The sequence below is a fragment of the Schaalia turicensis ACS-279-V-Col4 genome (assembly GCF_000296505.1).
Lineage (GTDB): Bacteria > Actinomycetota > Actinomycetes > Actinomycetales > Actinomycetaceae > Pauljensenia > Pauljensenia turicensis_A.
In genome coordinates, this window is sequence record NZ_JH815208.1 from 559,163 (window position 1) to 583,584 (window position 24,422).

The following is a 24,422-nucleotide window of genomic DNA, read 5'->3' on the forward strand; positions in this document are numbered from 1 at the left end:
GGTGTCCCGGACGTGACTGATGGTGACGATGATGGTGATGGCATCCCGGACGCGGACGAAGCGGCTCATGGTACTGACCCGAAGAATCCTGACACTGATGGTGATGGGGTTAATGATGGTCAGGAAGTCAAAGATGGTACTGACCCGACGAAGGCTGATACTGATGGTGACGGGATTTCTGATGGTCGGGAGAAGGATCTTGGTACTGACCCGAAGAAGGCTGATACCGATGGTGACGGTCTGACTGATGGTGAAGAGGTCGGAACTGACGTTGACCAAGATGGCAAGGCCGTCAAGAATGATGACGGTACTGCGAAGGTTGATGATTCTAAGGCCACCAAGACCGACCCGAAGAAGGCTGATACCGATGGTGACGGTATTAATGATGGTGACGAGGTAAGTGGTGCTAAGAATCCGTTCAAGGGTGATAAGGCTGACCCGAACGGTAAGCCCGGAAACACTGACCCGAACAATGCTGACACTGACGGTGACGGCATCAATGATGGGGATGAGGTGACCGGAGCTAAGAATGGCGGTAAAGCCACTAACCCGAACAAGGCTGATACCGATGGTGACGGCATCAATGATGGTCAAGAAATCAAAGATGGTACCGATCCGCTGAATCCGAATGAGCCCGGCAACAACGGGAATAATGGAAACACCGGAAATAGCGGCAACAAAGGTAACACCGTGTGGCAGAAACTCCCCAAGACTGGTTACGCGGGGATTCCGGTGCTGGCACTAGGGTTACTAGCCCTTGGTGCGGGTGCAGTCATGGTTCGTCGCCGTAAATAGCAGTAACCATTGAGAACAATAACAGTTTGGGTCGCCCCCAAAAGGGGCGACCCAAACTGTTTGATGAACAGGAACCATAAAGGGCGGGCTAATACCCAAAGGGGCTCATGCCCAAATGTGTCTTTTCGGGCGTGTCGGGGTGGTTTTAGTGGCCTGCCCAGCCTTTGCGGATGTGTAGGGATCCGTCTTGGTATTTGCTCCGATGAGTGTGCCGTGTCAGATATTGACGGTGACAATCCAGCGGTCAGCGTCGAGGAAAGCGGTTGTTTTGACCGCTGTCATTCGCAGGCCGTTGTCAGCGCGCATGCGTTCCATAGTGTCTGCGACCTGTTCGTGATTGAAAGTGGCGATCGGCTTACCCAGGCAGTTCACTTCCATGTAGCCATCGGAGAACCCGCCGTGCACGATGAGCATGCAGTGGAACTCTGCAGGAGCATCCGCGCTGGTTGGAGGCCATTTTTCTTTGCGCGCACGACGTGCAATCGTGACGTCAAGGTCGTGCGACGGCTCTAACTGCGTCCAGTTGTCCGACTGAGCAACGATGAGCGTCGGTTCTTTGTATCCGAAAAGCTTCTGGAAGAAATCCATGGGTTAAGTGTGGCACGAGGTGCCTACTTCTGCTGGTCATGCTCCTGTTCAGAGGGTGGAGGATGGGGGTGAAACTCGGTTGGCTCAGAATGCGGGGAGCCCGGTGGGCGGGGTGACAATCCACGGGTCAAGGGGGAGTGCTCGCAGGGAGTCGATGGGGAGAGCGTCTGCAATGTCGATGGCGGTTCGCGCTCCGTCAATTCCCAGGGAACGACCAATCCATTCGACGGCATCCTCCGTGGTCCACCCAAGTTCATACAGGTCAGCGAGGGTGACGGCTCCGTCGCGCTTCGCGAGGCGAGAGCCCGCCTCGTTCAGTGCCAGTGGCACGTGCACGTAAGTCGGGACCGCGATTCCGAGCAGTGTTGCCAACGCCGCTTGAGCGGGCGCTTGAGACAACAGATCATCGCCTCGTACCACTTGGGCGACATGTTGGAAGCCGTCATCGACCACCGCGGCCAAGTTGTACGCGGGCACGCCGTCAGCACGGCGCAGCACGAAGTGATCGACGGGGCCGGTGAAAGAACCGTGGAGTTCATCGAATACGGTCCACTCGCTTGCTGGAGCGCGAAGGCGAAGCGCGGGAGTGCGCCCGAGCTCGGCGAGCTGTCGGCGTCGAACCTCGCGCTCAGTGTCAGTCAGGTTGAGGCATGTGCCGGGGTAGTGTCCCGGCGGAACATGGGGAGCGGACGCGGCTTCTTTAATGTCCTTGCGGGAGCAATAGCACTCGAACGCATATCCCTGCTCGACCAGGTAATCGAGCGCCTGCGTGTGGGCGGCTGAACGCGTCGTCTGCACCAGTATTGTGCCATCCCAGTTCAGTCCGATCGCTTTCAGGTCAGCGATCTGGCGGTCGGCGCTGCCCGAACGCACGCGGTCTATATCTTCCATGCGCAGGACAAACGAGCGCCCGCTATTACGCGCCCAGGCCCAAGCGAGGATCGCGGTCCGCAGATTCCCGACGTGAAAATCCCCGGTAGGAGAGGGCGCAAAACGTCCCACGCCTTGCTGAATGAGGGAACCGCTGGTCATGGGTTTAGTGTACAAACTGCGCCGACAGGGCAGGCTGATCGTTCCTGCCCGAGTCTCGTGAACTTGTGTAGGCTGGACGCGATGAATGATCCTGCAAAGCCCGTCCAGCGCATCTGGCCGTACGTTGCCGTTGGTGGCGCGTTGGGCGCGCTTGTTCGCGCTAGCGTGGACTATCTGACAGTGTTCTTCCCCGATTCTGCGGTCATTTCGCACGCGATTCCCATCATGTGGTCGACGGTTCTCGTGAATCTTCTCGGCGCGTTTGTGCTTGGTGTGGTCGTGCCGCTTTTTACTGATCCCTCACGCGAGCGCGTGCGCCTGCTGGTTGTCACCGGCTTCCTGGGAGCGTTCACGACCTACGGCACATTGATCGCTGCAACTGCGAATGGGATGATCGCGTCCGGATCTATTGTCGGGGCGATTGTTCCGGCGCTCGCGTCGCTGACGTTGCTTTTCCTTGGCGTCGTGTGCGCGGGGTGTGGTTGTGCGTTGGGCCGCTTCGTAAAGTTCGGCATGTTCGAGGTCGTTGAGGTGAGTGACGAGGCCGGGTCCAGCGTTTCATCTCCGTCTTCTGATGCGGCCGGGATGGTCGACCGTGACACCTTCGCTGAGGAGGAACAATGATCGTTCTCTTCAGCGTGCTCGGCACAGCCCTCGGCGGAGCACTCGGTGCCCTCTCGCGCTGGAAACTCGATCTGGCTGTAAAAACCAGGTGGGTTGGCAAGCGCGCGTTGGCTGGAAAGCCCCTCCGCCCTTACGTCGGCATCGTGGTCGTCAATACGGTCGGTTGTTTCCTGCTTGGCTTCCTGACCGGGATCCTCCCGCTACTCGCGGTCCTTGTCGCCGGTGGGTCTACGGTCGACTATCCGGGCATCACCGGAACCATGCGTTTTGTCCTATCAACGGGTTTCCTTGGTGGCTTCACCACGTTCTCAACCGCGGTCCTGGATGCGTGGACCGAGGTGTGGGCTCGTCGGGTCCGCGCCGGAATGAGTCTGATTGTTGTCGGCTGGGTGAGTGGCCTCGTCTCCTATCTGCTGGGACTTGGATTAACGGCACTCGTCTCCTATCTGCTGGGGATTGGATGAGCTGTATCTGTCGACTAAGGCGCAATTCGCGATCTGGATCACTGTTCGCGCGCTGACGGTTACCGAAACGTGATCGCGTAAAACTGCAGGTCAGGCTCACTTTCATTTCACATCGTGGCGTTATGTAACAGAAAATTTGGGTGGCGCGGACTTGCCTCCTATGCTGAAAACATCAACGCAGCGCGAAAACGCGCCGAAAACCCGGTGCGCACGATCTGAATCGAAGGAGGGCGCCATGATTGACCTTGCCGGAGTGCGAAAGGTTTACTCCGTCAAAGGTGGCAACGAGGTTGTCGCGCTCGACAATGTCACCCTCCACGTTGAACGTGGATCCATCCACGGAATCGTTGGTCAGTCTGGTGCGGGCAAGTCAACGCTCATCCGATGCCTGACCGCGCTTGAACACCCCAGCGACGGCAATATCGTCGTCGACGGGCTCGACTTGGCGCAGTTGCGTGGAAAAGCCCTGCGAGAAGCTCGTCGCAAGATCGGCATGGTCTTCCAGGCCGCGAACCTGCTGGACTCGCGCACAGCGGCGCAGAACATCGGCTACCCCCTGAAACTTGCGGGCGTACCGAAGGATCAGATCAAAGCGCGCGTTGAAGAACTACTTGCCCTTGTCGGTCTTTCGGGACGAGGCGACTCATATCCGTCTCAGCTTTCCGGTGGTCAGCGTCAGCGCGTCGGCGTTGCTCGAGCGCTCGCGGACAATCCCAGTGTTTTGCTGTGTGACGAGCCCACCTCCGCGCTCGACACCGAATCGACGCGCCAGATTCTGGAACTCATCCGCAAGGTTCGCGACTTAGAAGGCGTGACCGTTCTGGTCATCACCCACGAAATGGCTGTCGTCCGCGAAATCTGCGACTCCGTTACTTTGCTCGGTCACGGTCGCGTCATCCAGACGGGCACTGTCGAAGAGGTCGTTGCCGACCCGTCCAGCCCACTCTCGCGTGAACTCGTTCCCGCACCGTCCGTTGACGATGCTGACCTGCGCGAAGGCACCACGCTTCTCGACGTTATCTTCACATCGCACCCCGGCGTGCCCACCGGTGCGACCGTTCTGAACCTCGCCGCCTCAATGGGCGCCGACGTGACAGCCGGAACCTTCGAATCTATTGGAATGACTCAGGTTGGTCGCCTGGCACTCTCCGTGCCCAGCTACCACTCGAAGCAAATTCTTTCTGAACTGCGTGAACATGACATCTACGCCGAGGTGAGGTCCGCATGACACCCCTTCTTCCCTCCCTCTACACGTCGCTTGCAGGCCTGTTGCCCGCAGGGTTGCTACCTGCTGGGCTCCTGTCCGCTGGTGTGAACGACCCGAAGTGGCTGGATAACCCGGCGCTGACGAAGCAGTTCCTGCCGGCAATCGGTGAAACCCTGGCGATGATGGGCTTTTCCACGCTGTTCACGGTCCTGCTCGGTATCCCGCTTGGTCTGTTGCTTGTTCAGACTGCCAAGAATGGCCTGACTCCGAATAAGACCATCTACCAGACCGCGTCGACGATCGTGAACGTCATCCGCTCGCTGCCGTTCATCATCGGCATCGTCGTCCTACTGCCCGTTACCCGCATCATTGTGGGAACAACGCTCGGCTGGCAGGCAACCGTCGTCCCACTCGTGCTCCTATCGGTGCCGTACTTCGCGCGCCTCGTCGAATCGAACATTCTTGCGATCGACTCCGGCAAAATCGAAGCTGCTCAGATGATGGGCGCAACGAACCGCCAGATCCGCTGGGGTGTTCAGGTTCGCGAAGCTGCACCCGCGCTGGTGCAGTCCACGACCACGCTTGCTATTACCCTGATCGGCTACTCCGCAATGGCGGGCGCCGTCGGCGGTGGTGGTCTTGGACAGATGGCCATTAACTACGGCTACAACCGTTGGCAGGACGACGTCATGATCGCCACGGTTATTGCGATCATCGTGATCGTCCAGCTGGTTCAGATGATTGGTGACATGATCAGCCGACTGGTGGATCACCGCTGAGTCGACCACCAGTCGGGCAACCGGCAGGCCAGCACTGTTCAATCAATCGTTTCACATCGACTGACCATTCAGTGGTCTATTTCGTTACACAGTCTTCATACCCGGACGTCTGTGCTCCCCTTGAGGTTGAGCGAGTACGTTTCTGGGTAACAACACAGAAAGAGGAATTCTCATGCGTTCCATCCGTAATCTTGCCGCTACTGGTGTAGCAACCGTCCTTGCCCTTGGCCTCGCAGCTTGTGGCTCCACCGGTTCCGATTCGTCCGCTTCCGGCTCTGAAGCGTCCGGTTCTGGCGACACCGTCACCCTGAAGGTTGGTGCCACCCCGGCCCCGCACGCAAAGATCCTGCAGTACATCCAGGACAACCTGGCAGCTGACGCGGGCCTGAACCTCGACATCGTCGAGTACACCGACTACGTCCTGCCGAACTCCGCCCTGAATGACGGCGAGCTCGACGCGAACTTCTACCAGACCGTCCCCTACCTGGAGATCGCTGAAAAAGAAAACGGCTACGACTTCACCGCCGGTGAAGGTATTCACCTTGAGCCTCTCGCAATCTACTCGTCGAAGATCAAGTCGCTGGATGAACTTCCGGCAGGCGCAAAGATCGGCATCATCGATGACGTCACCAACCAGTCTCGTGCGCTGACGTTGCTCTCCCAGCAGGGCCTCGTCGAACTGCCGACCGACGGTTCTGAAGCCAACGTGAACAACGTGAAGATCCTCGGCGACTTCACCTTCCAGGAGGTTCAAGGCGCCCAGCTGGTTCGCTCCCTGCAGGACGTTGACATCGCCGTTATCAACGGCAACTACGCCCAGGAAGGTGGCCTGTCGCAGGCTAACGACGCCCTGGTCGTCGAGTCCCCCAAGAACAACCCGGCAGTGAACGTCCTCGTTTGGAAGAGTGACACTAACAAGGCCGAAGCGATCGCGAAGCTCGAAGAGTTGCTCCACTCCGATGGGGTCAAGTCCTACATTGAACAGACTTGGGCCGACGGCTCCGTCATCCCCGCGTTCTGATCGGTACTGCTGACCAGCTCTGCTGACCGGCTGCCGGTGTTGATTGGCGAGCTTGGCAGCTGACCAGCCAACTTACTTTAAGAGAGGGCCACCCCGAAAGTCGGGGTGGCCCTCAGCTCAAGTGTTGGTCGCTACTGAAGCTAGCCTCGCTTGTCTGCGTGAATGCTTGTTCAAGTCGCGGTCAGCGTAATCAGTGCGATCAGTGAGTTTCCAGCGCGAACTCGGCGTCCGGTTCCTTGGTGAAGCGGTTGCGCAGGTCGCGACGGAAGACTTCAATGACCCACATCCAGACGATGTGGCCGAAGATCTCGGAGAAGTGCTCCTGCCACGGCTGATCCCACGGTGCCGGGACGATGCCCATGAGTGGCATGAGGATGACGTGGAAGCCGATCCACACGAGGATGCCGAAGACGGCACCCTGCCAGAGCTTGACCTGCGGGAAGCGCTCAGCGAGCACGCAGTAAACGATGGCGACGACGATCGAGAAGGAGAAGTGGATGATGAAGGACATCCACGGCAGGCCTTCATTGCCGTTGAAGGTGTAGGTGGCGTGCGTGAGGTCGGGGTTCATGCCGAACAATTCAAGCAGGGACTGCGGCGGGTTGGTGGCGTTGCGTTCCGGCGTACGCGGGGGCAGTGGTACCTCCCAACCGAATTTGATGATGGCGGAGATGATGCCACCAATGAGGCCAACGAGTGCTGCAACGCCGTACTTGCGACGCTTCGGATTAGTCTGTGTGATATTCATGCTGTCAGCATATGTCAATCCGTTGACAGCGTGACATTATGTAAGCGATTAAACGCCTCACATCACATGTCAATCTCTGGCGCTGAGTGAACAACCAGGGGAATTCGTCCTCGTTGCTGATGTGCTGGAGCCAGAGAGACGAAGAAACAAAAGTAGGGAGCCACCCCGATTGGAATAGCTCCCTACTTCAGATATGCACGGCGTTCACCATGTCAGTGAACGTGCATGCAACAATGTCAGTCAGCGATGCCGTAGAGACGGTCGCCAGCATCACCGAGACCCGGGACGATGTAGGACTTCTCGTTGAGGTGGTCGTCAACAGCTGCGACAACAACCTTGACGTCTGCGCGGTCACCCACTGTCTTTTCAAGTTCGGCGATGCCTTCCGGGGCTGCGAGAATGCAGATGCAGGTGACATCCTTGGCGCCATGTTCAAACAGGTAGTTTGTTGCTGCGACCATGGTGTGACCGGTGGCGAGCATCGGGTCGAGGATGAAGCACTGGCGACCGGACAGATCGTCGGGCAAGCGGTTGGTGTAAGTTTCGATTTCGAGGGTGTCGTCGTCGCGACGCATGCCGAGGAAGCCGACCTCTGCGGTCGGGACCAGGCGGGTCATGCCTTCGAGCATGCCCAGGCCTGCGCGCAGGACGGGGACGACAATCGGGCGCGGTTCGGAGATCTGCAGGCCAACGGTCGGGGCGACGGGCGTGTTGATCGCGGTTTCGGAAACGGCGACGTTGCGCGTGGCCTCGTAGGCGAGCAGTGTGACGAGCTCGTCGACGAGCTGGCGGAAGGTTGCGGACGGCGTTTCGCGGTCGCGCAGAACGGTGAGCTTATGGCTAACAAGCGGGTGGTCCGCGACATGAAGATGCATAGTTCAAGGCTACCGCGCGCGGGCGGGCAGTGGGTAGCGCACCGGCGTTTTCGTGATTATTCCGCCTCGGTGCCACTGGTGTTTGATGGGGGACGAGGCCCGGATCCGTAATGTGAGGGTGATTCCTTGATTGTGTCGGACACTATTGGGGCGATGTCTCAGGTGGAGAGATAGGTGGATTATTGAGTGAAAGGCGCGTGAAAAAGCCGTTTTTCCTGAGAGTTTCCTGCACGGTTGGATAGTGCGATTCAATTTGTATATGCCTGCCGGTAGGCTGTAGGCGTGACACCAATGGATCGTTATCGTGACGCGATGAGTCGCGCTTTGTTCTACGCCAACCAGGCCCGTGAATCGGGCGATGTGCCGGTTGGTGCCGTTGTCATTGATTCGCTGGGGCGGATTGTTGGTAAGGGTTGGAATACTCGCGAGGCCGCGCATGATCCGTGCGGTCACGCAGAGATCAATGCGCTTCGCGAGGCTGGCCAGACCTTGAAGCGTTGGAATCTTGTGGGCTGCACGCTGGTTGTCACGCTTGAGCCGTGCACGATGTGCGCGGGGGCGGCGTTGGCGTCACGCGTTGATCGCGTGGTGTTTGGCGCGTGGGATCCGAAGGCTGGCGCGGCGGGTTCGTTGCGTGATGTGTTGCGTGATTCTCGAATGAATCACAGCCTTGAGGTCATTCCGGGTGTTTTAGGGGTCGAAGCCACGATCCAGCTGAAGGCGTTCTTCCAAGACAAGCGCGAAACTACGGCTGAGCCGACGGGACGCGGTGCTCTAGCAAATGAGCCAGTTGCTGTCCCTCCCTTAGAGGCAATTGCGTCGTGGAATCACCCGGGTTCGCTCGAGTCTTCGGACTCCGTTTCAGACAGTGACAGGGAAGCGAAGAAGTCTGAAGAGCCTACACAAGAGTCTGCTACGACGTTGCTTCCGCAGATGGAGCGAGCTTCGCAACCAGTGTCTAATCGGGCGAAACCCGAAAATTTGGGCCTCGTTGCTTCGAAGGCGGATGCGGTGCCAGCTGGGGAAATGACGCCCTTTGTATCTGCGCCCACTCGCGCAAAACATGCGGGCACCCCGGCAGATGTGCGCATAGTGGCGGGTATTCCGTTGCGTAGTCACGCGTATAAGCGGGCGAAGCACTGATCGGTGCGCGGTTGGCAGAATGCCTGCGTAACGACGCGGGGACAACGTGTGGAACGTATCGCATGGGCGGACCTCGTGTGGAGTTTGCCGGCGACTTCTGTTTATACTTATGCGCATTGGTAGCGTGTCCGAGCGGCCGAAGGTGCAGCACTCGAAATGCTGTGTGGTGTAACAGCCACCCAGGGTTCAAATCCCTGCGCTACCGCCAGAGTGTCCCGCAGTCGTTGACTGCGGGACACATTTTTATGCCGAGCGTCGGTGCCTCGTGGGGTATTCGGCAGTGACTGAGAAGCCTGCACCTTGTGGCGTATTCGGCAATGACTCAGAAGCCGGCGCCTCGTACCGCATTCATCACGGAGCGGACGTGTTCGCGCGTGTCGATGATGGGTGCAATGAAAGCGTTCCATGCGCGGATTGACGTGAGGGTGACAGCCGTCGAAATAATCGACGTGATGATCGCGGATGCGAGCGTCGCAATGCCGGTCAAGACCGCAGTGATGATCACGATCAGGCTGACGGCGCTGGCGACCCATTCCCACCAGCGGGTGATACCTCGTGTCGTGCTGTTGTTCATGTGGTGCACCGTTGTCGTGAATGAGACGCAGAATGCGACCGCTGAGACGACGAAGGGGATGGAGCCGGTGGATGCGGAAGCGAAGATTCCGCTGAGCAACCATGAGAGCCAAGTGATGAACACGAATGCGGTTGCTCGCCCGTTTTCTGCGCGTTTACGCAGGTAACTCCAGGTGGCATATGTGATTGCGATGGCGACGAGCGTTGAAACAAGTCCCGTCGCAATGAGTGCTGACCTGGTTGTCAGCATCGTGTTCAACGGTGCTGTAATTCCTGCGATTCCTGGGATCAAGGAAGTGAACGCCAGCATCATGTTCAGGATGAGTGCGACGAGGAGAGTGATCCCCAGAACCTGCAGGCTGGGCAGTTGTGTTTCGCTCAGGCGTGCGGTGGGGATTGAGTCGCCAGAGTATTCTTGACCAGCGTTTCCTGAGGTGTACGAGGCCGTGCCCGCTTGGGTGGTCGTCGGCTGGGGTGCGGTCTGCTCGTTGGTTCCCGGCGTTGAACGCTGGGTGAAGTGAACGCGGTCGCGCGAATCCGGCGTGGAGTTGGAGGCCGAAGATGCTGATCCTGCGGAGGGGCGCCCAGTGGGGGTGGGGTTCTCGAAGATGAGTTCGACTTCGCGAGGTTCGGGGCTACCGGTGGTGCTCATGAGTCTATTCCATCGCACTCGTCTGAATGTTTCCTGAATCGTGGCTGAGCAAGAGCTCGTGTGCGCTGTAGGCGAACAAACGGCGCAAGCTGGCCGAGTAGGGCTGTTATTCGATTGCGGTATCGTCCACAAGACCGACGAGGAAACCGTCTTCGTCAATCACGGATCCGCCGACGGCGGTGACGATGATTTCTGCGACCTTCTCAATGTCACGCGATGAGCGCATGCGCTCCAAACGCGCTGCTCGTGACACTCCAGTCGGTGTCTCGAGCATTCCTGCCGGCAACCACTTCAGGTGATATTCGATGATGACGCCCGTTGTCCACGACTCCCAACGCAGAACCTGGGGAGGACGAGGAACCGGTTCTACTTCGATCATGAGATCCGACCGGTTCGCGATCGGGGTGACAAGCGCGTACCCGGCAACAACTTCGGGGGTGGCACCGACTTCTTTCGCTGCCCTTTCGGCCAGTTCGCGTGCTTTCGCGATCTTTGTCGCGATATCTGTGCGGATCGTTCCAGGTTCCGCAGCGATCGCAGCATTTTTTTGAACCACCTGTTGCGCGGACTGCGATGCGGGAGTGGCAATCTGACGTGAATCTGTGAGCTGTGGGAAATGAGGCTTGAGCAGGTTCAACAGGTCCTCAGGATCCAGCCAGCGTGGAGTGTATACGGTCAACGAAACCGCTGAATCAGGATCCGGGGCGATCATCTTCCCCGAATCGGCGACGCGAACAGCGCCACCCAGGCGTCGAGCCATCCGCTTCAGTGCGGTCAAGATCCGGTACTCTAGGCCGACGGGAACTCCATCGGGGAAAACGCTTGCCCACTCGTCGAGGACGGCAAGCTGAGGATCCACGGGATTTCTGCGCGACTTTGGGCATTCCAACACCCACACGTTTGTGAGTGAAGCGGGGGTCTTGAGCGTCTTACGTAGAGTTGCGTCAATGCTCCATGGTCCCACCAGTCGTGCCTCGCCAACAAGGTGTAGCTGACCGGCTCCTTCCCAGCGAGCTTCATCCCAAATTGACAGGGCGAGTGCCTCAATTTCTAAGGGATCTACTTCATCCGCCAATAACAGTAGATGGTGTTCAGAGGCTGCGGCCTCGTCGATTGAACGCGCGGGAGCGGAAGTCGAAATTGTTGCCGAAATAGGAGCAACCTGCGACGTCTGCGAAACGCCTTCGGTGCCAACGGAGAAGGTCTGCGAAAACTCGGACAGAGAGGTGATGGCATTCAACGACGTTGAGGTGAGCGACGTTGAATCACCAACATAATCTTCGGTCAACGAGGAGCGTGAACGCGAAGACGCCTCTGCCATGCGATCGCGCAAAGAGCGACGCGCCAGCGCACCGGGAACACTATTCGTCCCAGTGCCCTCGTTGTTATCCGAAACCTCGTCTGACACGTTCGTTCAACGCTCGATCCGAGTGCGGTTGAAACGCAGGTGCGTGCGCGACGGAGTCGGGCCACGCTGACCCTGGTAGTGCGAACCCAAACCGGACGAACCGTAGGGGTGCTCCGCCGGAGATGACAGATTGAAGAAGCACAGCTGGCCGATCTTCATGCCCGGGTAGAGCAGGATCGGCATGGTCGCCGTGTTCGAAAGCTCCAGCGTGACGTGGCCGGAAAACCCGGGGTCAATGAAGCCAGCGGTCGAGTGCGTCAGCAGACCCAAGCGACCAAGCGACGACTTACCTTCAAGACGCGCTGCAATGTCATCACCCAAAGTGACCAGCTCGTAGGTTGCGCCCAGTACGAACTCGCCCGGGTGCAGAACGAACGGTCGATCCGGTCCCACATCAACCTGATGCGTCAGATCCGTCTGATCAGCGGACGGATCAATCACGGCGTAACGGTGGTTGTCGAAAAGACGGAACAACCTATCCAAACGCACGTCAATACTTGCTGGCTGAATCAGATCCCGATCAAGCGGGTCCAGCTGAATACGCCCAGAATCAAGGCCGGCATTAATATCGCGATCGCTCAATAGCATGGCTCAATTGTTTCACATTCACGGCGACCGTTTAGGCTGATGGTCATGTCCTCTTCCTCTTCTGGCGCTGTTCGTGGCGAAACTACGCCCGCAAGCTCGGCTACTCGGCAGGCCAAACGCAACGAGGTGCTCACCGGTCTCGTGAATTGGATGAAGGAAAACAAGCGCGAACTCCCTATGCGCGCCGAGGATGTGACGCCGTGGGGAACTCTGGTTGGCGAAGTGATGAGCCAGCAAACACCCATGCCTCGTGTCCAACCGATTTGGAGCCGGTGGATGCAGCTGTGGCCGACGCCCGCTGCGCTCGCGGTTGCTCCTGCGTCGCGGGTTCTGGTCGAGTGGGGGAGGCTCGGCTATCCGTCGCGCGCACTGCGCCTTCGCGAGTGCGCGATCGCCATTAGTGAGCGTCCAGGTGGCCAGGTTCCCGCAGACTTTGAGTCGTTGTGTAGCTTGCCGGGCATCGGCCCGTACACGGCATCTGCGTTGATGTCGTTCCAGTTTCATGAGCGTCGCGCGGTGCTCGATACGAATATTCGACGCGTGATTGCGCGGATTTTCAGCGGAATCGAGCGACCTGCATCTTCGTCCCCGACTCGCGTCGAGAGGGACCTCGCCGATTCCCTGCTACCGTCGTCGGGCGTTGAGTGTGCGACGTGGAACCTTGCGCTGATGGAGTTCGGGGCGATTGCGTGCACATCGAAGAATCCTGGGTGTGATACGTGTCCGCTTGCCAGTGAATGCGCATGGTTCGTTGCCGGGCGTCCAATGGTCGAGGTCAAGAGAAAGTCTCAGGCCTGGGCGGGCACGGACCGGCAGGCGCGCGGGCGAGTGGTGCAACTGTTGCGCGACCTGCACGTTTCCGGGGACTCATCAGTTTCTTCCGCCAGTTCCGATTCTCCCGTTGCTTCCGGTGATTCGTCAGCTACCGGCAATGTACCTTCCCCAATCGACGAGGCCGCCCCGACAGTTTCGTACTCTGCGGCGTTAGAAGTGGCGACGTTGCCGGGTAGCGACCCTGACCAGGCTCCCCGTGTGATTGAAGGCTTGCTTGCCGATGGCCTGCTGGTGCGCGTCGGCGAGGATCGCCTGGCTCTTCCGCGCTGATTGTCCCCGCTTGCACACTGCCACGGAGGCAGGTTGTCCCCAGGGGCGAGTTGTGCTCGCTACTGACGGCCCACCGGCTTCGTCGGTGGGCTGGACTAAGAGCAATTGTCTGAGCTTCCGGGGATTATCTGCGCAGTGGTAGCAACTGGTCGGAGGCTAGCCAAGCAGGTTGTCAGTACCGGATCGCGTCGATTGGTTTGACTCTGACGGCAGCGAGCGCAGGGATAATTCCGCAGAGAGCGCCGATTCCCGTGGAGATGGCAATGCCGTCGATGGCTGCGCTCATCGGGAATGGTGGGCGTTCCTGCAGGTAGATGCCCAATAACGTGTCAAGTGGCAGTAGTCGGATCACGATGATGGCAATTCCGACACCGATGACGCCGGCGACGAAGGTAGCGACAACCGACTCCATGAAGACCGCGAAGAAGACTCGTTTAGCGGATGCTCCCATAGCTCGCCGGATGCCGATTTCTCGGATGCGTTGGCGTACGGTGACGATCGCGACGTTCAGTAGCCCGAGTGCACCTAGCAGGATGACGATGCCACCGATGACCATGATGACGGTGCGGATCGTATTCATGCTGGATTGTCCGCCGTCGTAGTATTCACCGCCGTAGACGTCGCCTTTCCAGCCTTTGCCGAGTACGGATGCGAGTGCTTTGGGGAGCAGGTCTCGTGCTTGTTCCGCCTGGTCAGCTCCGGTCCAGACCAGCATTTCAACACCGTTTGATGTGGGGGATTGTCCGCTGAGCGCGGCTGACTGCGATTTGGTGAACTGCCAGGCGGTGTAGTCGATGTAGGCGGTTGGGCTGTCCCATTGCGAGTTGGATTTGATGACTCCGACGACGCGGTATTGGGTGGCGGAAGCATCGTTGGCGTGCAGGACGATAGGGTCTGCAATATTCGCGTGAGCTAGGTATTCCCAGAGCGTGGAGTTGATGACGATGGGGACGACTCGCTGGTTGGCGTCGCCCGCATCGATCCACCTGCCGACGATTGGGGTCAATCGGAATAGCGTGGAGTACGCGGGGTCGATGGCTTTCACGGATGTGGACGTTTCCATCGTTGTGAGGTCCTGCGTCGTGGGGACTCCTCGGTATGAACCGGTTTTTGAGATCTGTTCTATCTCAGTGAAGGTGATATTCCCTGTTTCGAGCCTGGACCAGTAGGGGATGTGCAGGCGTTGAGCGACGGTTGTCATGGCGTCACCCATGGGGTCGTGAATGACGCCGGTGAGCGCGGCGAGCGCGTTGCTTCCGTCGCTGCTCGTTGTGCCTTGGGTTGCTGAGTCGCTGTCGATAGTTGGCATTCCTTCGGCGTTTGTTGTGGTGCCAGTTTCGCTTTCGGTCGACGAGGCCGCGCCTGTCTCACCGGTGTCTGAACTGGTTTCTGATGCGCTGACGTGCAGAGTAATGGATCGGCCTGAGTAGGCTTCCTCCATTTCTTTATTGACCTGAACCAACATGTCGCCAATGGCGATAACTGAGGACATGGCTGCGACGGCCGCTACGACGCCGACGAGGGAGAGGATGACTCGGGTTTTTTGTACTTTGACTTCGCCCCATGCTTCTACGAGGGCGCCGATGATCTGGTTGAGGGTATTCATTCCTGAGTCTCCTCCTCTTCGTTTCGACCACCGGTTGAGGGGGAGGTGACCAGTTGGGTGGGGTCGGCCTCGTCGATTGAAGGACGGGTGGCGGAAAGATCGTGGGAGTCGATTGCGTGCAGGGTACCGTCGGCGAGCTGGAAGATTCTCTTTGCGCGCGAGGCGACCGCGAAATCGTGGGTGATGACGATGAGGGCGGCGTTGTTTTCTCTGGCGACGGTTTCAAGGAGTTCCATGACCAGCGCGCCGGTTTCGGGGTCGAGTGCGCCGGTGGGCTCGTCGGCGAGGATGACTCTTGGCTGGTGGACCAGGGCACGTGCGATGGCGATGCGCTGCTGTTCACCACCGGACATTTGGGAGGGGTAGGAGTCGAGGCGATCGCCGAGCCCCACGCGGTCGAGCATGGAAGCGGCAAGTGTGCGACGCCTCCAAAATGCTTGTCCAGTTGCGTAGAGCAATGGGACTTCAACGTTTTCACGTGCCGTGCGCGCGTTGAAAATGTTGAACTGCTGGAACACGAAGCCGAAGGTTGAACCGCGCAGGGCAGAGCGCTTCCCTTCGCCCAGGCGCGTCACGTCAATGTCGTTGATCGTGTACGTTCCGTCAGTCGGCAGGTCCAGAAGACCAATGATGTTGAGCATCGTCGATTTGCCGGTGCCGGAGCGACCCACGATGGAAATGTGGTCGCCGGGATCGACGTTCAGGTCGATGCCACGCAGGATTCTCAGGTCGGACCCGTCGGGTAGTTGAACCGTCCGGGTGACCTGGGCGAGTTCGATCAGGCTCATGTCAGCCCGCCGAGCTTTCAGTGGTGGCCGTCAGGGGAGTGGCTCCATCTACACCGGATTCACTGCCCCGTGTTGTGTCTGAGCTGGCGGTGGGAATGAATTCGAGCACCGAGTCGGATTCCGTCAGACCTTCTTTGATCTCGACGATTTCACCGTTAGTCAGACCCAAGGTGACAGGCTTCTTTTCGGGCTTGCCGGCTCCATCACTGGCGGGGATGTAGACAAATCCGCTTTGGAAACGGCCTTCAACAGCGCTGATGGGGAGTGTGAGGACGTCGGTTGCGGAGCCCGCGACAATGTCCATTTTCAAGCCGAGGCCGGGGAAGACCTTCTGATCTGCTGGGATTGCGCAACGTGCTTGGATACCGCTGTTCTGCTGGGTCTCTCCCTGTTGATTCGTGTTCTTCTGCGTCGTGTCAGGCGTGACGATCTTGAGTCCCGAGCAGGTGAAAGGTGCGGGCCCATTAGTGATGGTCACGGTTGCTTCGGAGGGTGTTTCTTGAATGCGGTACAGCTGGTCGGCGTTCAGAGTTGCCACAGCGGAATAGGTGGAGGGGGCGATGGTTCCCAGTTGGTCGCCGATGTCGAACCGCTGGCCGAGTAGGGCGCTGAGATGCAGGGTGCCACTGGCGGGGGCAGTGATGTCCGTGTACGTGTAGGTCGGCGTCTGTTGATCGTCTGTATCGTCGGTATTCGGGTTGCTTTCGTTTTGACCACGTATCTGCAGGATCATGGCTCCTGCTTCGACGTATGTGCCGTCACTGACGGCGATGTAGTTGACCTCGCCAGCCCCGGTTGCTTTAACAACGGTGGAGGGATCGTTTTCGATGGTGCCGTTGACCGAGACGGTGTTCGTGATGTCCGCTTTCGTCGGGGTGACCGTCATCTGCCCGTAATTCGCGCTTGGATCAAGGGGCTGATCGCTTTGGTCCGCCCCAGTGGAAGGAAAGAATGCGAATTTCACGAGGCTGATCGCGATGATGATCCATACGCCTGTCTTAATCAGGGCGATGATCTTTTGAAAACGCGGGGACGTGGAAGAGGACACGAATACTCCTAGACGCTCATCAACGTTGATGGTTCCCAACGGTATCAGTGCCCCGTGTCGTGGGGGAATGAGGACACTGACAAATCAGGGGTGACTCAGGGTTAGTCAGGGTTGTGTGAATTCTGGTTTGAGACTGTCGAAAAATTGCGAGTTTGGGCGCAAAGAAAGGTGAAAATACCCAGTCAAATACAGTCTTGGCTCGGCAGAACGGAAGAGAATAACGACCCTACTGACCGCGCTTCACGGCTTCGAGCAACATGACCGCCACGTCTTTCACCTCGGGCAGGGAAGTGGCTTCCGTCAACGTGGCGCCGTCAGCAGGTGCGCCCTGGCCAGAGGCGGACAAGAAGCCCGCCGAGGAACCGGACGCAGACCCCAGCATCTGCGAACAGAACGGGCACGCAGTGGCGACCACGTCAGCGCCTGTTGATGCTGCCTCGACAATGCGAGCATCACTAATGCGGGTGCCTCGTGATTCTTCGAACCAGGCGTGCGCGCCACCGGCACCGCAGCACATGGCGCGGTCGCGGTTACGAGGCATCTCAACAACCTCAACACCTGGGATGGAAGCGACCAGTTCGCGCGGTGGCTCGTAAACGCGGTTATGGCGACCCAGGTAGCAGGCATCGTGATAGGTGACGTGCAGGGGGCGACCCGCTTGGTCGGTATCAGACGGAGAGCCTGGAGCAACCGGCTTTAACAGACCGTCGCGCACTAGGCGGTTCAGCAACTGGGTGTGGTGGATGACGTCGAAGTGACCACCGAGCTCCGGGTACTCGCCAGCAATCGTGTTAAAACAGTGAGCGCACGAGACAACGATCTTCTGAGCCTTCGCCTCGTTCAGAGTCTCAATCGCCTGCGCGGCGAGCATCTGGAAGAGAACCTCATTGCCGGCACGGCGCGCAGCATCACCCGTGCACGACTCACCCGAACCGAGGACAGCGAAGGAAACACCGGCAGTGTGCAATAGCTCTGCCACGGCAGCGCTGGTCTGCTTTGCCTTATCGTCGAAAGCGCCCGCGCACCCCACCCAGAACAGGTAGTCGACCTCTTCAGCGGTCTCGATATCTTCGCCGATCACGGGCACGTCGAACTCCAGGTTCTTCGCCCAATCCAAACGCTTCCGTGCCGGCTGATTGTAAGGGTTGGCCTTTGATTCCATGCCACGGAATGCGCGTCCCAGTTCGCGTGGGAATGCGGCTTCCATCAGCACTTGGTGGCGACGCAGGTCAAGAATGTGGTCGATGTGCTCAATGTCGACGGGACATTGTTCGACGCAGGCGCCACACATCGTGCAATCCCAGAGGACTTCCTCGCTGACAACGCCGGGAACCAGTGGTCCGGCGACGTCAGTGACGCCCTCAGGACCAGTTGCCCCGGACGCGGAAAGCATCTGCAGGACATCGAAGGAATGCGGGGAAGGCTCAACGCCCTTATCTAGCATCAGATCGCCGTGCTCAATCACGTCGGCAACAGTGCGGTCACCGGGGACGTTACCGTCAACAAGTTCCTGAGAGACGATCTCTTTATTCGACGCTGACTCCACGTGGTCGCGCATCGACATGATCAAAAGCTTGGGGGAGAGGGGCTTGCCCGTATTCCACGCGGGGCAGAGTTCCTGGCAACGACCACATTCCGTGCAGGCATACAGGTCAAGGCGTGCCTTCCACGACAGGTCGGTGGCACTGCCCGTACCCAGAACCGTGTCCTCGGGAAGGTCTTCGAACTGTTCTTCACTGGTCACCGGCACGCCGTTGATCAGCATGTGATCGGCGGGACCAAGCGACTTTGTGCCGTCATCGTTGCGACGCGCATACAGGTTGACGATCGCAACGAAACGGTGCCATGCAACGCCCATCGACGTCTGCACGCCGACCACCATCATCCAGAGCATTGACGTCATGATCTTGACGGTCGCAACTACGGCGATCGCGTTTGCAAGACCGGTTGAGCCAAGCCCAGCCTTCAAAGCAAGCGCGCCGATCCACCCGGTTAGCGGGAAGTGAACAATCAGAGGCAACGGCCATTCCTGACCCGCATTTTGTTCGAACATCAGGCCGTATTCGAGGCCTCGTAAACCGATGATGCACACGCACACAATCAGAACGACCCACTCGACGAACAGCGCCTGCCATTTCGTCGACCCGAGGAAACGCGACGCCAACCCTTGTGGTGAACCGTCGCGCGGGTGCGGGCAGGACAGTGGCGCGTCGTTACCCGTCAGGGAAGCCTGATCATCATTCGACACGGCTGCCTCAGCGACACTGCCGTGGCCAGCGCGCTTGCGCACGATCATCAGGTAGATGATGCCCAGCAGACCACCCCAGGCGAGGACCTCTGTCAGCCACTCCCACGGCGCAAAATGCCCCAGCAGTGGCAGGGCATACATCTGATCGCGCAACTGCCCATAGCCGGCAACAAGCGTGAGGAACAGCAGAGGGAAGGAGATCATCACCAGCCAGTGAGCGACCTTCACCCACGGGCGATGCTTGAACTCACGGTGAGTCAAAATCGTAGAAATCATCGACCATAGGCGCTTGCCCACCGGGCGCAGACGCCCCGGATCAGGCTGGCCCTGGTTGATCTGGCGCCAGATATGTGCGATACCGCGACCGAACGCCAGCAGGGCGAGCAGAGTCACCAGCAGGGAAAACACCCAGCACACAACACTCAGAGCAGAAGATGCCATCGAAATGATCTCCGAACGGATAGGAATCAACTGCTTTCATTGTCGCACCCACTGTCTGCACATGGCGTTGTGGGGTGCAAACGCGCGGTTTCGACTCAATATGCTCCGCTCCTCATTCGCATTTTTCGTGCGCTCACTGTTGCGAAAGATCCGGAGAGGAACGGGATGAGTTCCTCACCTCACCCGGACGCTCGTGGCACGCGCACGTCAATCTGTGAGAAGGTGAAGCCGTGATCACAGACTCGGTGAACATGGACAAGCCCCTATCCGACCAAGAGATCTTCGAAGACGACCGACCGCACGACCACTGTGGTGTCTTCGGCGTGTGGGCGCCCGGTGAGGACGTTTCGCGACTCACCTACTTCTCGCTATATGCTCTGCAACACCGAGGACAGCAGTCCGCCGGTATCGCAACCTCGAACGGCTCTCAGATTCTGGTCTACAAAGACCAAGGCTTGGTGAACCAGGTGTTCACGGAACAAACCCTTCAAGGCCTGACCGGCCACGTCGCCATCGGACATGTCCGCTACGCGACTACGGGGGCGGATACGTGGCGTAACGCCCAGCCCACGCTCGGTCCCACGCCAAACGGAACGGTCGCTCTCTGCCACAACGGCAACCTGACGAACACGACCGAACTGCGTGAGCTGGCGAAGAAAATCGCCGACAAAGGTGACGACATTGAACATGGTGCAACCACGGACACATCCATCGTCACGGCCCTTCTTGGACTGGCAGATCGTATCCCTGGACCTGTGCCGTTTATTCCTCCAGCGCTCGCCCTTGCGTCCTCCACGGACCAGGGCGATTCTGCTTCTTTTGCGCAGTCGTCGACCTTAGAGGCCGGTTCTGCTTCCTCGTCTGGCGAGGTGCCGGCACAGGGGACAACAGAAGGCTATTCGTCTCTCATCCCGGCGGCCCTGAAGGTCCTTCCACGCTTGAAGGGTGCGTTCTCGCTGGTCTTCATGGACGAGAACACGCTCTACGCTGCGCGCGACCCCCACGGATATCGACCGCTAGTACTGGGTCGCCTGTACTCCGGCTGGGTCTTGGCTTCCGAAACCTCCGCCCTTGACCTGTGCGGTGCCACGTTCGTCCGCGAAATTGAACCCGGCGAGCTCATCGCAATCGACCAAAGCGGTGTTCACTCACGCCACTTCGCGGTTAAACGCTCCAACACCTGCGTCTTTGAATACGTGTACCTTGCCCGCCCTGACACCGTCATCGGTGATCGTCAGATTGTGGCGGCGCGCCGTGAGATGGGCGCGATCCTCGCCGAAGAGTCAGGTGTCGAAGCCGATCTGGTGATCCCCACGCCTGAATCGGGCACTCCGGCCGCCATCGGCTATGCAGAGGCGTCATGTATTCCCTTCGCGCAGGGCCTCGTGAAGAACGCCTACGTTGGCCGAACCTTCATTCAACCGACTCAGTCACTACGCCAGTTGGGTATTCGCCTGAAACTCAACCCGTTGCGCGAGGTTATCGAGGGGAAGCGGCTGATCGTCATCGACGACTCCATCGTCCGCGGAAATACTCAGCGGGCCCTGGTTCGCATGTTGCGCGAGGCCGGCGCATCCGAAGTACACGTCAGAATTTCATCACCGCCGGTCCAGTGGCCATGTTTCTTCGGTATCGACTTCCCGACCCGCGCGGAACTGATCGCCTCGGCGATGAACGTTGACGAGGTTTGCGCTTCTATTGGCGCCGATTCGCTGGCATACCTGTCGATGCCGGGCATGGTTCGCGCGACTCGCCAGGGAACCGGCCTCTGTCTTGGCTGCTTCACCGGCGACTACCCCGAAACAATCCCTGCAGGCACACCTATCCCCGGCACTCCAGGGGCTATCAGTTGCTAACCGGATACGGCCTCGTGACCACGCGATGCCGGATATGCACCATGATCCTCAACCGACCACCCCACCACCGCACCTCACCAAGGGAGCTTCGATGAGCGAGAACACCCCCCTCGACTACGCGTCAGCCGGCGTCGATACCGTGGCAGGAGACCGCGCTGTCGAACTTATGAAGGAAGCCGTGTCACGTACGCACGACGCGACCGTCCTCGGCGCAACCGGTGGATTCGCGGGCATGGTTGATGCTTCGGCGTTGCTTGGCATGAAGAAGCCGTTGCTCGCCACCTCCACGGACGGCGTTGGTACGAAGATTGCTATCGCGCAGGCCATGGACATCCACGACACCATCGGCCAGGACCTGGTTGGCATGGTCGTTGACGATATCGTCGTGATCGGCGCACGCCCCGTGCTGATGACCGACTACATCGCGTGCGGACACGTTGTCCCCGAACGTATCGCAGCGATCGTCACCGGCATCGCTCGCGCCTGCGAAGCAACCGGAACCCCGCTGATCGGTGGCGAAACCGCGGAACACCCCGGTGTCATGGAACCCGACGACTACGATATCGCTGGCGCAGCAACCGGCGTTGTTGACGCTGACATGTTGCTTGGGCCAGAACGCGTTGCTGACGGCGACGTGTTGATCGCTATGGCATCATCCGGCCTGCACTCCAACGGATACTCGCTGGTGCGTTCCGTTGTCGCGCGAACCGGGCTCGCGCTGGATGCCCACGTTGAAGAATTCGGTCGCACGCTCGGTGAAGAACTCCTAGAGCCCACGCGCCTGTACACCACGTTGTGCCTTGATCTGATTGGTCAGTTCGGCGTTGGAATGCTGGGTGAAGCTGGCGCTTCTTCGGCGGAGTCTGTGGCGGGTGCTGGCCTGACCGGCATTCACGCCCTGTCCCACGTGACCGGTGGTGGACTGGGAGCAAACCTCTCCCGTGTCCTCCCCAAGGGATCAATTGCGGACGTCGATCGCGGATCCTGGGTTGTCCCGCCGGTCTTCGACTGGGTGCGCCGCGGCGGATCCGTCAGCTGGGAAGGCATGGAAGACTCGCTCAACCTAGGCGTTGGCATGGTTGGTGTTGTTGGCGCTGAAAGCGCAGACGCTGTCATGGCTGCGACTAAGGCTACTGGCATTGATGCATGGGTTCTCGGCACCGTTCGTTCCGAAAAGAACGCTGATGACGGATCTGGCTTGACTGACGCTCGCATCATCTCTGGAACGAAGGGCGTGAACGCGGGAGCTGTTCGCCTGCACGGCCAGTACCGAATCGCTTGAGAAACTTCGTCGGAAGGTGATCCGATCGGAAGGCCAGAAGGTCCCGCTTCATCGAAAGTCGGAAGCCCTTTATTGGAAAGCTTCGCATCACCCCATACACCCTCCCATCACCTCATACAAAGAGTGCCGAAGCCCCACCCTGGGTTTCGGCACTCTTCTATTCACACGTGAAATGGGTACACGAAGACCAGCGTATGAGCTAGTCATCAACAAACCTCTTCAGTCAGCGTCGGCAATGCACCGTAGTGGCACTACGTGACACCGTGAGTTCAACGGAACGCATACGGGTGCGTCACTTGGACGGGTTGATCCAGAAGTCCTCGTCGAGCTCGGGAGATTCCTCCGCATCATCGGCGTCGGCAAAATCCGCGTATTTGGAGTAGAGGTCGTCTTCTTCGTCCTGCTTGTCCTCTGCGTCCTCGTAGTCGTACTCGTCGTAATGAGAGTGCTCAGAGGAAGCGAGCTCGCGCTGCAAAGCGTCGAGATCGGTATCAGGACTGAAATACTTCAGCTTGCGTGCGACTTTCGTCTGCTTGGCCTTTTGACGGCCGCGCCCCATGGCGTCGACCCCCTCCGCGTTGTTCGGGTCCGCGCGAAGCGGTGCCCTGGTTAATGAAAATGTGTCGTGGGAACATCATAGCGTTATTCGGGCGCAATGCTCACATGCATCCATACCCACGGGCGCGCTTGGTTCCCCGGCGGTGCCGGCAAAAAGCCGGTTTTTCAACGAAATAATCGAATAAGAATCTGAAAATTAGTGCTTCTTACGAATGATGTTGAGAACGATCAGACCGACAACCGTGGCCGCTCCGGCTGCCGCGATACCGACCTTCTTCAAGGCCTCGGGTTCGCCGTCTTTGGCATCCTGAACGGTGATCTGAGCCTGAGTCTGGAAGTTGGCGAACTTTGCCTTCGCGGTTTTCTTCGTCTGATCCATGATGTACGACGGCTGAACACGACCGAAGAGCTCATCGACGGTGGCCGTCATTTCGGCGCGCGTAGTCGCCAAGTCGGCGAGAATCTGAGCTTCGGTGCGCTCGCTGGTTTCCTTGATGTCGCTCACTTGCCCAAGCCTTTCTTCAGCGCGTTGATGTCACGGGTGATGTGTTCCTTCGGATCCGGCTTGTCTGCCTGCGACTTCTTCAAGAACGAGGCGCCAACAAGCGCCAAAATCAGCACGATCAGGAGCAGAATGCCGGTGGTGATGAGCGAGGCGGCCCACGCGGGAAGAGCGATTGCGATAGCGATCTCGACGGTGTGGAACACCCATCCGAGCAGGTAGAGCGCAAAAACGGCTGCAACCGCAAGCAGGACGCCACCGATGCCGATCCTCTTCACAAAGTTCTTAGCTTTGAGCTTGTTCAGCTCGATTTCGCCGTTGACCAGCGTCGTAATCTGCGAGGACAGGGTCGCAAACAGTTCCCCCATCGATGCGGGGCGAGCTTTTGCTGCCTTGGGTTCCTCGATCGGTTCGAGCGGAGTTGTCATCGGTGACGCTCGCTTCCTGAGTTCGTTTCTTGCGGTAGGTTCCGCGCTTTACTCCAGTTTCTCA

The 24,422-nt window shown here is 58.8% G+C and carries 24 protein-coding genes and 1 tRNA gene; 11 read left to right on the plus strand and 14 right to left on the minus strand.

Annotated elements, in window-relative coordinates; all coding sequences use genetic code 11:
• Positions 1 to 795, plus strand: a 795-nt coding sequence (locus HMPREF9241_RS02415) for an LPXTG cell wall anchor domain-containing protein (RefSeq protein WP_006680692.1), incomplete at its 5' end; no start/stop codon positions are given.
• Positions 796 to 1,011: 216 nt separating this feature from the next.
• On the opposite strand, the gene HMPREF9241_RS02420 is transcribed toward HMPREF9241_RS02415, so the two are convergent.
• A complete protein-coding gene (locus tag HMPREF9241_RS02420) occupies positions 1,012 to 1,383 on the minus strand; it encodes a hypothetical protein (protein WP_006680693.1) in 372 nt (123 codons plus the stop codon).
• Between the two features lie 84 nt (positions 1,384 to 1,467).
• Complete coding sequence (gene gluQRS / locus HMPREF9241_RS02425; RefSeq protein WP_006680694.1) at positions 1,468 to 2,415, minus strand: tRNA glutamyl-Q(34) synthetase GluQRS; 948 nt, start codon at positions 2,413 to 2,415, stop codon at positions 1,468 to 1,470.
• Positions 2,416 to 2,496: 81 nt separating this feature from the next.
• On the opposite strand from gluQRS, the gene HMPREF9241_RS08740 reads away from it, so the two are divergent.
• From HMPREF9241_RS08740 to HMPREF9241_RS02460, 5 genes are all read left to right on the plus strand, one after another.
• Entirely contained in the window at positions 2,497 to 3,039 is a 543-nt protein-coding gene (locus HMPREF9241_RS08740; protein ID WP_006680695.1) for a fluoride efflux transporter FluC, read from the plus strand.
• Positions 3,036 to 3,503 carry a fluoride efflux transporter FluC gene (locus HMPREF9241_RS02440; protein WP_006680696.1) on the plus strand — a complete coding sequence of 156 codons (468 nt, stop codon included), beginning with the start codon at positions 3,036 to 3,038 and terminating at the stop codon, positions 3,501 to 3,503. The genes HMPREF9241_RS08740 and HMPREF9241_RS02440 overlap by 4 nt, the downstream gene beginning before the upstream one ends.
• 235 nt (positions 3,504 to 3,738) lie before the next feature.
• Positions 3,739 to 4,731: a methionine ABC transporter ATP-binding protein gene (locus HMPREF9241_RS02450; RefSeq protein WP_006680697.1), complete on the plus strand. Its 993-nt coding sequence runs from the start codon at positions 3,739 to 3,741 to the stop codon at positions 4,729 to 4,731.
• Positions 4,728 to 5,489, plus strand: a complete 762-nt coding sequence (locus HMPREF9241_RS02455; protein WP_006680698.1) for a methionine ABC transporter permease — start codon at positions 4,728 to 4,730, stop codon at positions 5,487 to 5,489. The genes HMPREF9241_RS02450 and HMPREF9241_RS02455 overlap by 4 nt, the downstream gene beginning before the upstream one ends.
• A gap of 172 nt (positions 5,490 to 5,661) precedes the next feature.
• A complete protein-coding gene (locus HMPREF9241_RS02460; protein ID WP_006680699.1) occupies positions 5,662 to 6,510 on the plus strand; it encodes a MetQ/NlpA family ABC transporter substrate-binding protein in 849 nt (282 codons plus the stop codon).
• 199 nt (positions 6,511 to 6,709) lie between these two features.
• Here the strand turns inward: HMPREF9241_RS02460 and HMPREF9241_RS02465 are convergent, their stop codons facing one another.
• Positions 6,710 to 7,258 (minus strand): YagU family protein, encoded by a 549-nt coding sequence (locus tag HMPREF9241_RS02465; RefSeq protein ID WP_006680700.1) that lies wholly within the window; start codon positions 7,256 to 7,258, stop codon positions 6,710 to 6,712.
• Positions 7,259 to 7,494: 236 nt separating this feature from the next.
• Positions 7,495 to 8,133 (minus strand): uracil phosphoribosyltransferase, encoded by a 639-nt coding sequence (gene upp, locus HMPREF9241_RS02470; RefSeq protein ID WP_006680701.1) that lies wholly within the window; start codon positions 8,131 to 8,133, stop codon positions 7,495 to 7,497.
• Between the two features lie 312 nt (positions 8,134 to 8,445).
• Here upp and tadA point away from each other — a divergent pair, with 312 nt between their 5' ends.
• Entirely contained in the window at positions 8,446 to 9,276 is an 831-nt protein-coding gene (gene tadA / locus HMPREF9241_RS08990) for a tRNA adenosine(34) deaminase TadA (protein WP_243440754.1), read from the plus strand.
• A gap of 118 nt (positions 9,277 to 9,394) precedes the next feature.
• Positions 9,395 to 9,484 (plus strand) — tRNA-Ser (locus tag HMPREF9241_RS02480).
• A gap of 114 nt (positions 9,485 to 9,598) precedes the next feature.
• Here HMPREF9241_RS02480 and HMPREF9241_RS02485 read toward each other — a convergent pair.
• From HMPREF9241_RS02485 to dcd, 3 genes are all read right to left on the minus strand, one after another.
• Positions 9,599 to 10,501 (minus strand): hypothetical protein, encoded by a 903-nt coding sequence (locus tag HMPREF9241_RS02485; protein WP_006680703.1) that lies wholly within the window; start codon positions 10,499 to 10,501, stop codon positions 9,599 to 9,601.
• Between the two features lie 106 nt (positions 10,502 to 10,607).
• On the minus strand, positions 10,608 to 11,909 hold the full coding sequence (locus HMPREF9241_RS02490; protein WP_006680704.1) for a hypothetical protein: 1,302 nt from the start codon (positions 11,907 to 11,909) through the stop codon (positions 10,608 to 10,610).
• A 6-nt stretch (positions 11,910 to 11,915) separates the two neighbouring features.
• Positions 11,916 to 12,497 carry a dCTP deaminase gene (gene dcd, locus HMPREF9241_RS02495; RefSeq protein ID WP_006680705.1) on the minus strand — a complete coding sequence of 194 codons (582 nt, stop codon included), beginning with the start codon at positions 12,495 to 12,497 and terminating at the stop codon, positions 11,916 to 11,918.
• Positions 12,498 to 12,542: 45 nt separating this feature from the next.
• Between dcd and HMPREF9241_RS02500 the strand changes: the two genes are divergently transcribed.
• Complete coding sequence (locus tag HMPREF9241_RS02500) at positions 12,543 to 13,601, plus strand: HhH-GPD family protein (protein WP_006680706.1); 1,059 nt, start codon at positions 12,543 to 12,545, stop codon at positions 13,599 to 13,601.
• 172 nt (positions 13,602 to 13,773) lie between these two features.
• On the opposite strand, the gene HMPREF9241_RS02505 is transcribed toward HMPREF9241_RS02500, so the two are convergent.
• The 4 genes from HMPREF9241_RS02505 to HMPREF9241_RS02520 all read right to left on the minus strand — a co-directional run bounded on the left by HMPREF9241_RS02505 (position 13,774) and on the right by HMPREF9241_RS02520 (position 19,732).
• A complete protein-coding gene (locus HMPREF9241_RS02505) occupies positions 13,774 to 15,207 on the minus strand; it encodes an ABC transporter permease (protein WP_006680707.1) in 1,434 nt (477 codons plus the stop codon).
• Positions 15,204 to 15,995, minus strand: a complete 792-nt coding sequence (locus tag HMPREF9241_RS02510; RefSeq protein WP_006680708.1) for an ABC transporter ATP-binding protein — start codon at positions 15,993 to 15,995, stop codon at positions 15,204 to 15,206. The genes HMPREF9241_RS02505 and HMPREF9241_RS02510 overlap by 4 nt, the downstream gene beginning before the upstream one ends.
• A gap of 1 nt (position 15,996) precedes the next feature.
• Entirely contained in the window at positions 15,997 to 17,043 is a 1,047-nt protein-coding gene (locus HMPREF9241_RS02515) for an efflux RND transporter periplasmic adaptor subunit (RefSeq protein ID WP_006680709.1), read from the minus strand.
• A gap of 226 nt (positions 17,044 to 17,269) precedes the next feature.
• Positions 17,270 to 19,732, minus strand: a complete 2,463-nt coding sequence (locus tag HMPREF9241_RS02520; RefSeq protein WP_006680710.1) for a (Fe-S)-binding protein — start codon at positions 19,730 to 19,732, stop codon at positions 17,270 to 17,272.
• A 251-nt stretch (positions 19,733 to 19,983) separates the two neighbouring features.
• Between HMPREF9241_RS02520 and purF the strand changes: the two genes are divergently transcribed.
• Both purF and purM read left to right on the plus strand, forming a co-directional pair.
• Positions 19,984 to 21,588 (plus strand): amidophosphoribosyltransferase, encoded by a 1,605-nt coding sequence (gene purF / locus HMPREF9241_RS02530; protein ID WP_040318359.1) that lies wholly within the window; start codon positions 19,984 to 19,986, stop codon positions 21,586 to 21,588.
• Positions 21,589 to 21,679: 91 nt separating this feature from the next.
• Complete coding sequence (purM, locus tag HMPREF9241_RS02535; protein ID WP_006680712.1) at positions 21,680 to 22,870, plus strand: phosphoribosylformylglycinamidine cyclo-ligase; 1,191 nt, start codon at positions 21,680 to 21,682, stop codon at positions 22,868 to 22,870.
• Positions 22,871 to 23,162: 292 nt separating this feature from the next.
• On the opposite strand, the gene HMPREF9241_RS02540 is transcribed toward purM, so the two are convergent.
• The 3 genes from HMPREF9241_RS02540 to HMPREF9241_RS02550 form a co-directional block, all read right to left on the minus strand.
• Positions 23,163 to 23,429 carry a DUF3073 domain-containing protein gene (locus HMPREF9241_RS02540; protein WP_006680713.1) on the minus strand — a complete coding sequence of 89 codons (267 nt, stop codon included), beginning with the start codon at positions 23,427 to 23,429 and terminating at the stop codon, positions 23,163 to 23,165.
• A gap of 195 nt (positions 23,430 to 23,624) precedes the next feature.
• Positions 23,625 to 23,933 carry a DUF3618 domain-containing protein gene (locus HMPREF9241_RS02545; protein ID WP_006680714.1) on the minus strand — a complete coding sequence of 103 codons (309 nt, stop codon included), beginning with the start codon at positions 23,931 to 23,933 and terminating at the stop codon, positions 23,625 to 23,627.
• Entirely contained in the window at positions 23,930 to 24,358 is a 429-nt protein-coding gene (locus HMPREF9241_RS02550; RefSeq protein WP_006680715.1) for a phage holin family protein, read from the minus strand. The genes HMPREF9241_RS02545 and HMPREF9241_RS02550 overlap by 4 nt, the downstream gene beginning before the upstream one ends.
• Positions 24,359 to 24,422 lie beyond the last annotated feature (64 nt).

What these genes read in the sequence shown, in the direction of transcription:
- HMPREF9241_RS02420 (WP_006680693.1), bottom strand. Translation starts at nt 1,383, where the DNA reads ATGGATTTCTTCCAGAAGCTTTTCGGATACAAAGAACCGACGCTCATC.
- gluQRS (WP_006680694.1), bottom strand. Translation starts at nt 2,415, where the DNA reads ATGACCAGCGGTTCCCTCATTCAGCAAGGCGTGGGACGTTTTGCGCCC.
- HMPREF9241_RS08740 (WP_006680695.1), top strand. Translation starts at nt 2,497, where the DNA reads ATGAATGATCCTGCAAAGCCCGTCCAGCGCATCTGGCCGTACGTTGCC.
- HMPREF9241_RS02440 (WP_006680696.1), top strand. Translation starts at nt 3,036, where the DNA reads ATGATCGTTCTCTTCAGCGTGCTCGGCACAGCCCTCGGCGGAGCACTC.
- HMPREF9241_RS02450 (WP_006680697.1), top strand. Translation starts at nt 3,739, where the DNA reads ATGATTGACCTTGCCGGAGTGCGAAAGGTTTACTCCGTCAAAGGTGGC.
- HMPREF9241_RS02455 (WP_006680698.1), top strand. Translation starts at nt 4,728, where the DNA reads ATGACACCCCTTCTTCCCTCCCTCTACACGTCGCTTGCAGGCCTGTTG.
- HMPREF9241_RS02460 (WP_006680699.1), top strand. Translation starts at nt 5,662, where the DNA reads ATGCGTTCCATCCGTAATCTTGCCGCTACTGGTGTAGCAACCGTCCTT.
- HMPREF9241_RS02465 (WP_006680700.1), bottom strand. Translation starts at nt 7,258, where the DNA reads ATGAATATCACACAGACTAATCCGAAGCGTCGCAAGTACGGCGTTGCA.
- upp (WP_006680701.1), bottom strand. Translation starts at nt 8,133, where the DNA reads ATGCATCTTCATGTCGCGGACCACCCGCTTGTTAGCCATAAGCTCACC.
- tadA (WP_243440754.1), top strand. Translation starts at nt 8,446, where the DNA reads ATGAGTCGCGCTTTGTTCTACGCCAACCAGGCCCGTGAATCGGGCGAT.
- HMPREF9241_RS02485 (WP_006680703.1), bottom strand. Translation starts at nt 10,501, where the DNA reads ATGAGCACCACCGGTAGCCCCGAACCTCGCGAAGTCGAACTCATCTTC.
- dcd (WP_006680705.1), bottom strand. Translation starts at nt 12,497, where the DNA reads ATGCTATTGAGCGATCGCGATATTAATGCCGGCCTTGATTCTGGGCGT.
- HMPREF9241_RS02500 (WP_006680706.1), top strand. Translation starts at nt 12,543, where the DNA reads ATGTCCTCTTCCTCTTCTGGCGCTGTTCGTGGCGAAACTACGCCCGCA.
- HMPREF9241_RS02505 (WP_006680707.1), bottom strand. Translation starts at nt 15,207, where the DNA reads ATGAATACCCTCAACCAGATCATCGGCGCCCTCGTAGAAGCATGGGGC.
- HMPREF9241_RS02510 (WP_006680708.1), bottom strand. Translation starts at nt 15,995, where the DNA reads ATGAGCCTGATCGAACTCGCCCAGGTCACCCGGACGGTTCAACTACCC.
- HMPREF9241_RS02520 (WP_006680710.1), bottom strand. Translation starts at nt 19,732, where the DNA reads ATGGCATCTTCTGCTCTGAGTGTTGTGTGCTGGGTGTTTTCCCTGCTG.
- purF (WP_040318359.1), top strand. Translation starts at nt 19,984, where the DNA reads ATGGACAAGCCCCTATCCGACCAAGAGATCTTCGAAGACGACCGACCG.
- purM (WP_006680712.1), top strand. Translation starts at nt 21,680, where the DNA reads ATGAGCGAGAACACCCCCCTCGACTACGCGTCAGCCGGCGTCGATACC.
- HMPREF9241_RS02540 (WP_006680713.1), bottom strand. Translation starts at nt 23,429, where the DNA reads ATGGGGCGCGGCCGTCAAAAGGCCAAGCAGACGAAAGTCGCACGCAAG.
- HMPREF9241_RS02550 (WP_006680715.1), bottom strand. Translation starts at nt 24,358, where the DNA reads ATGACAACTCCGCTCGAACCGATCGAGGAACCCAAGGCAGCAAAAGCT.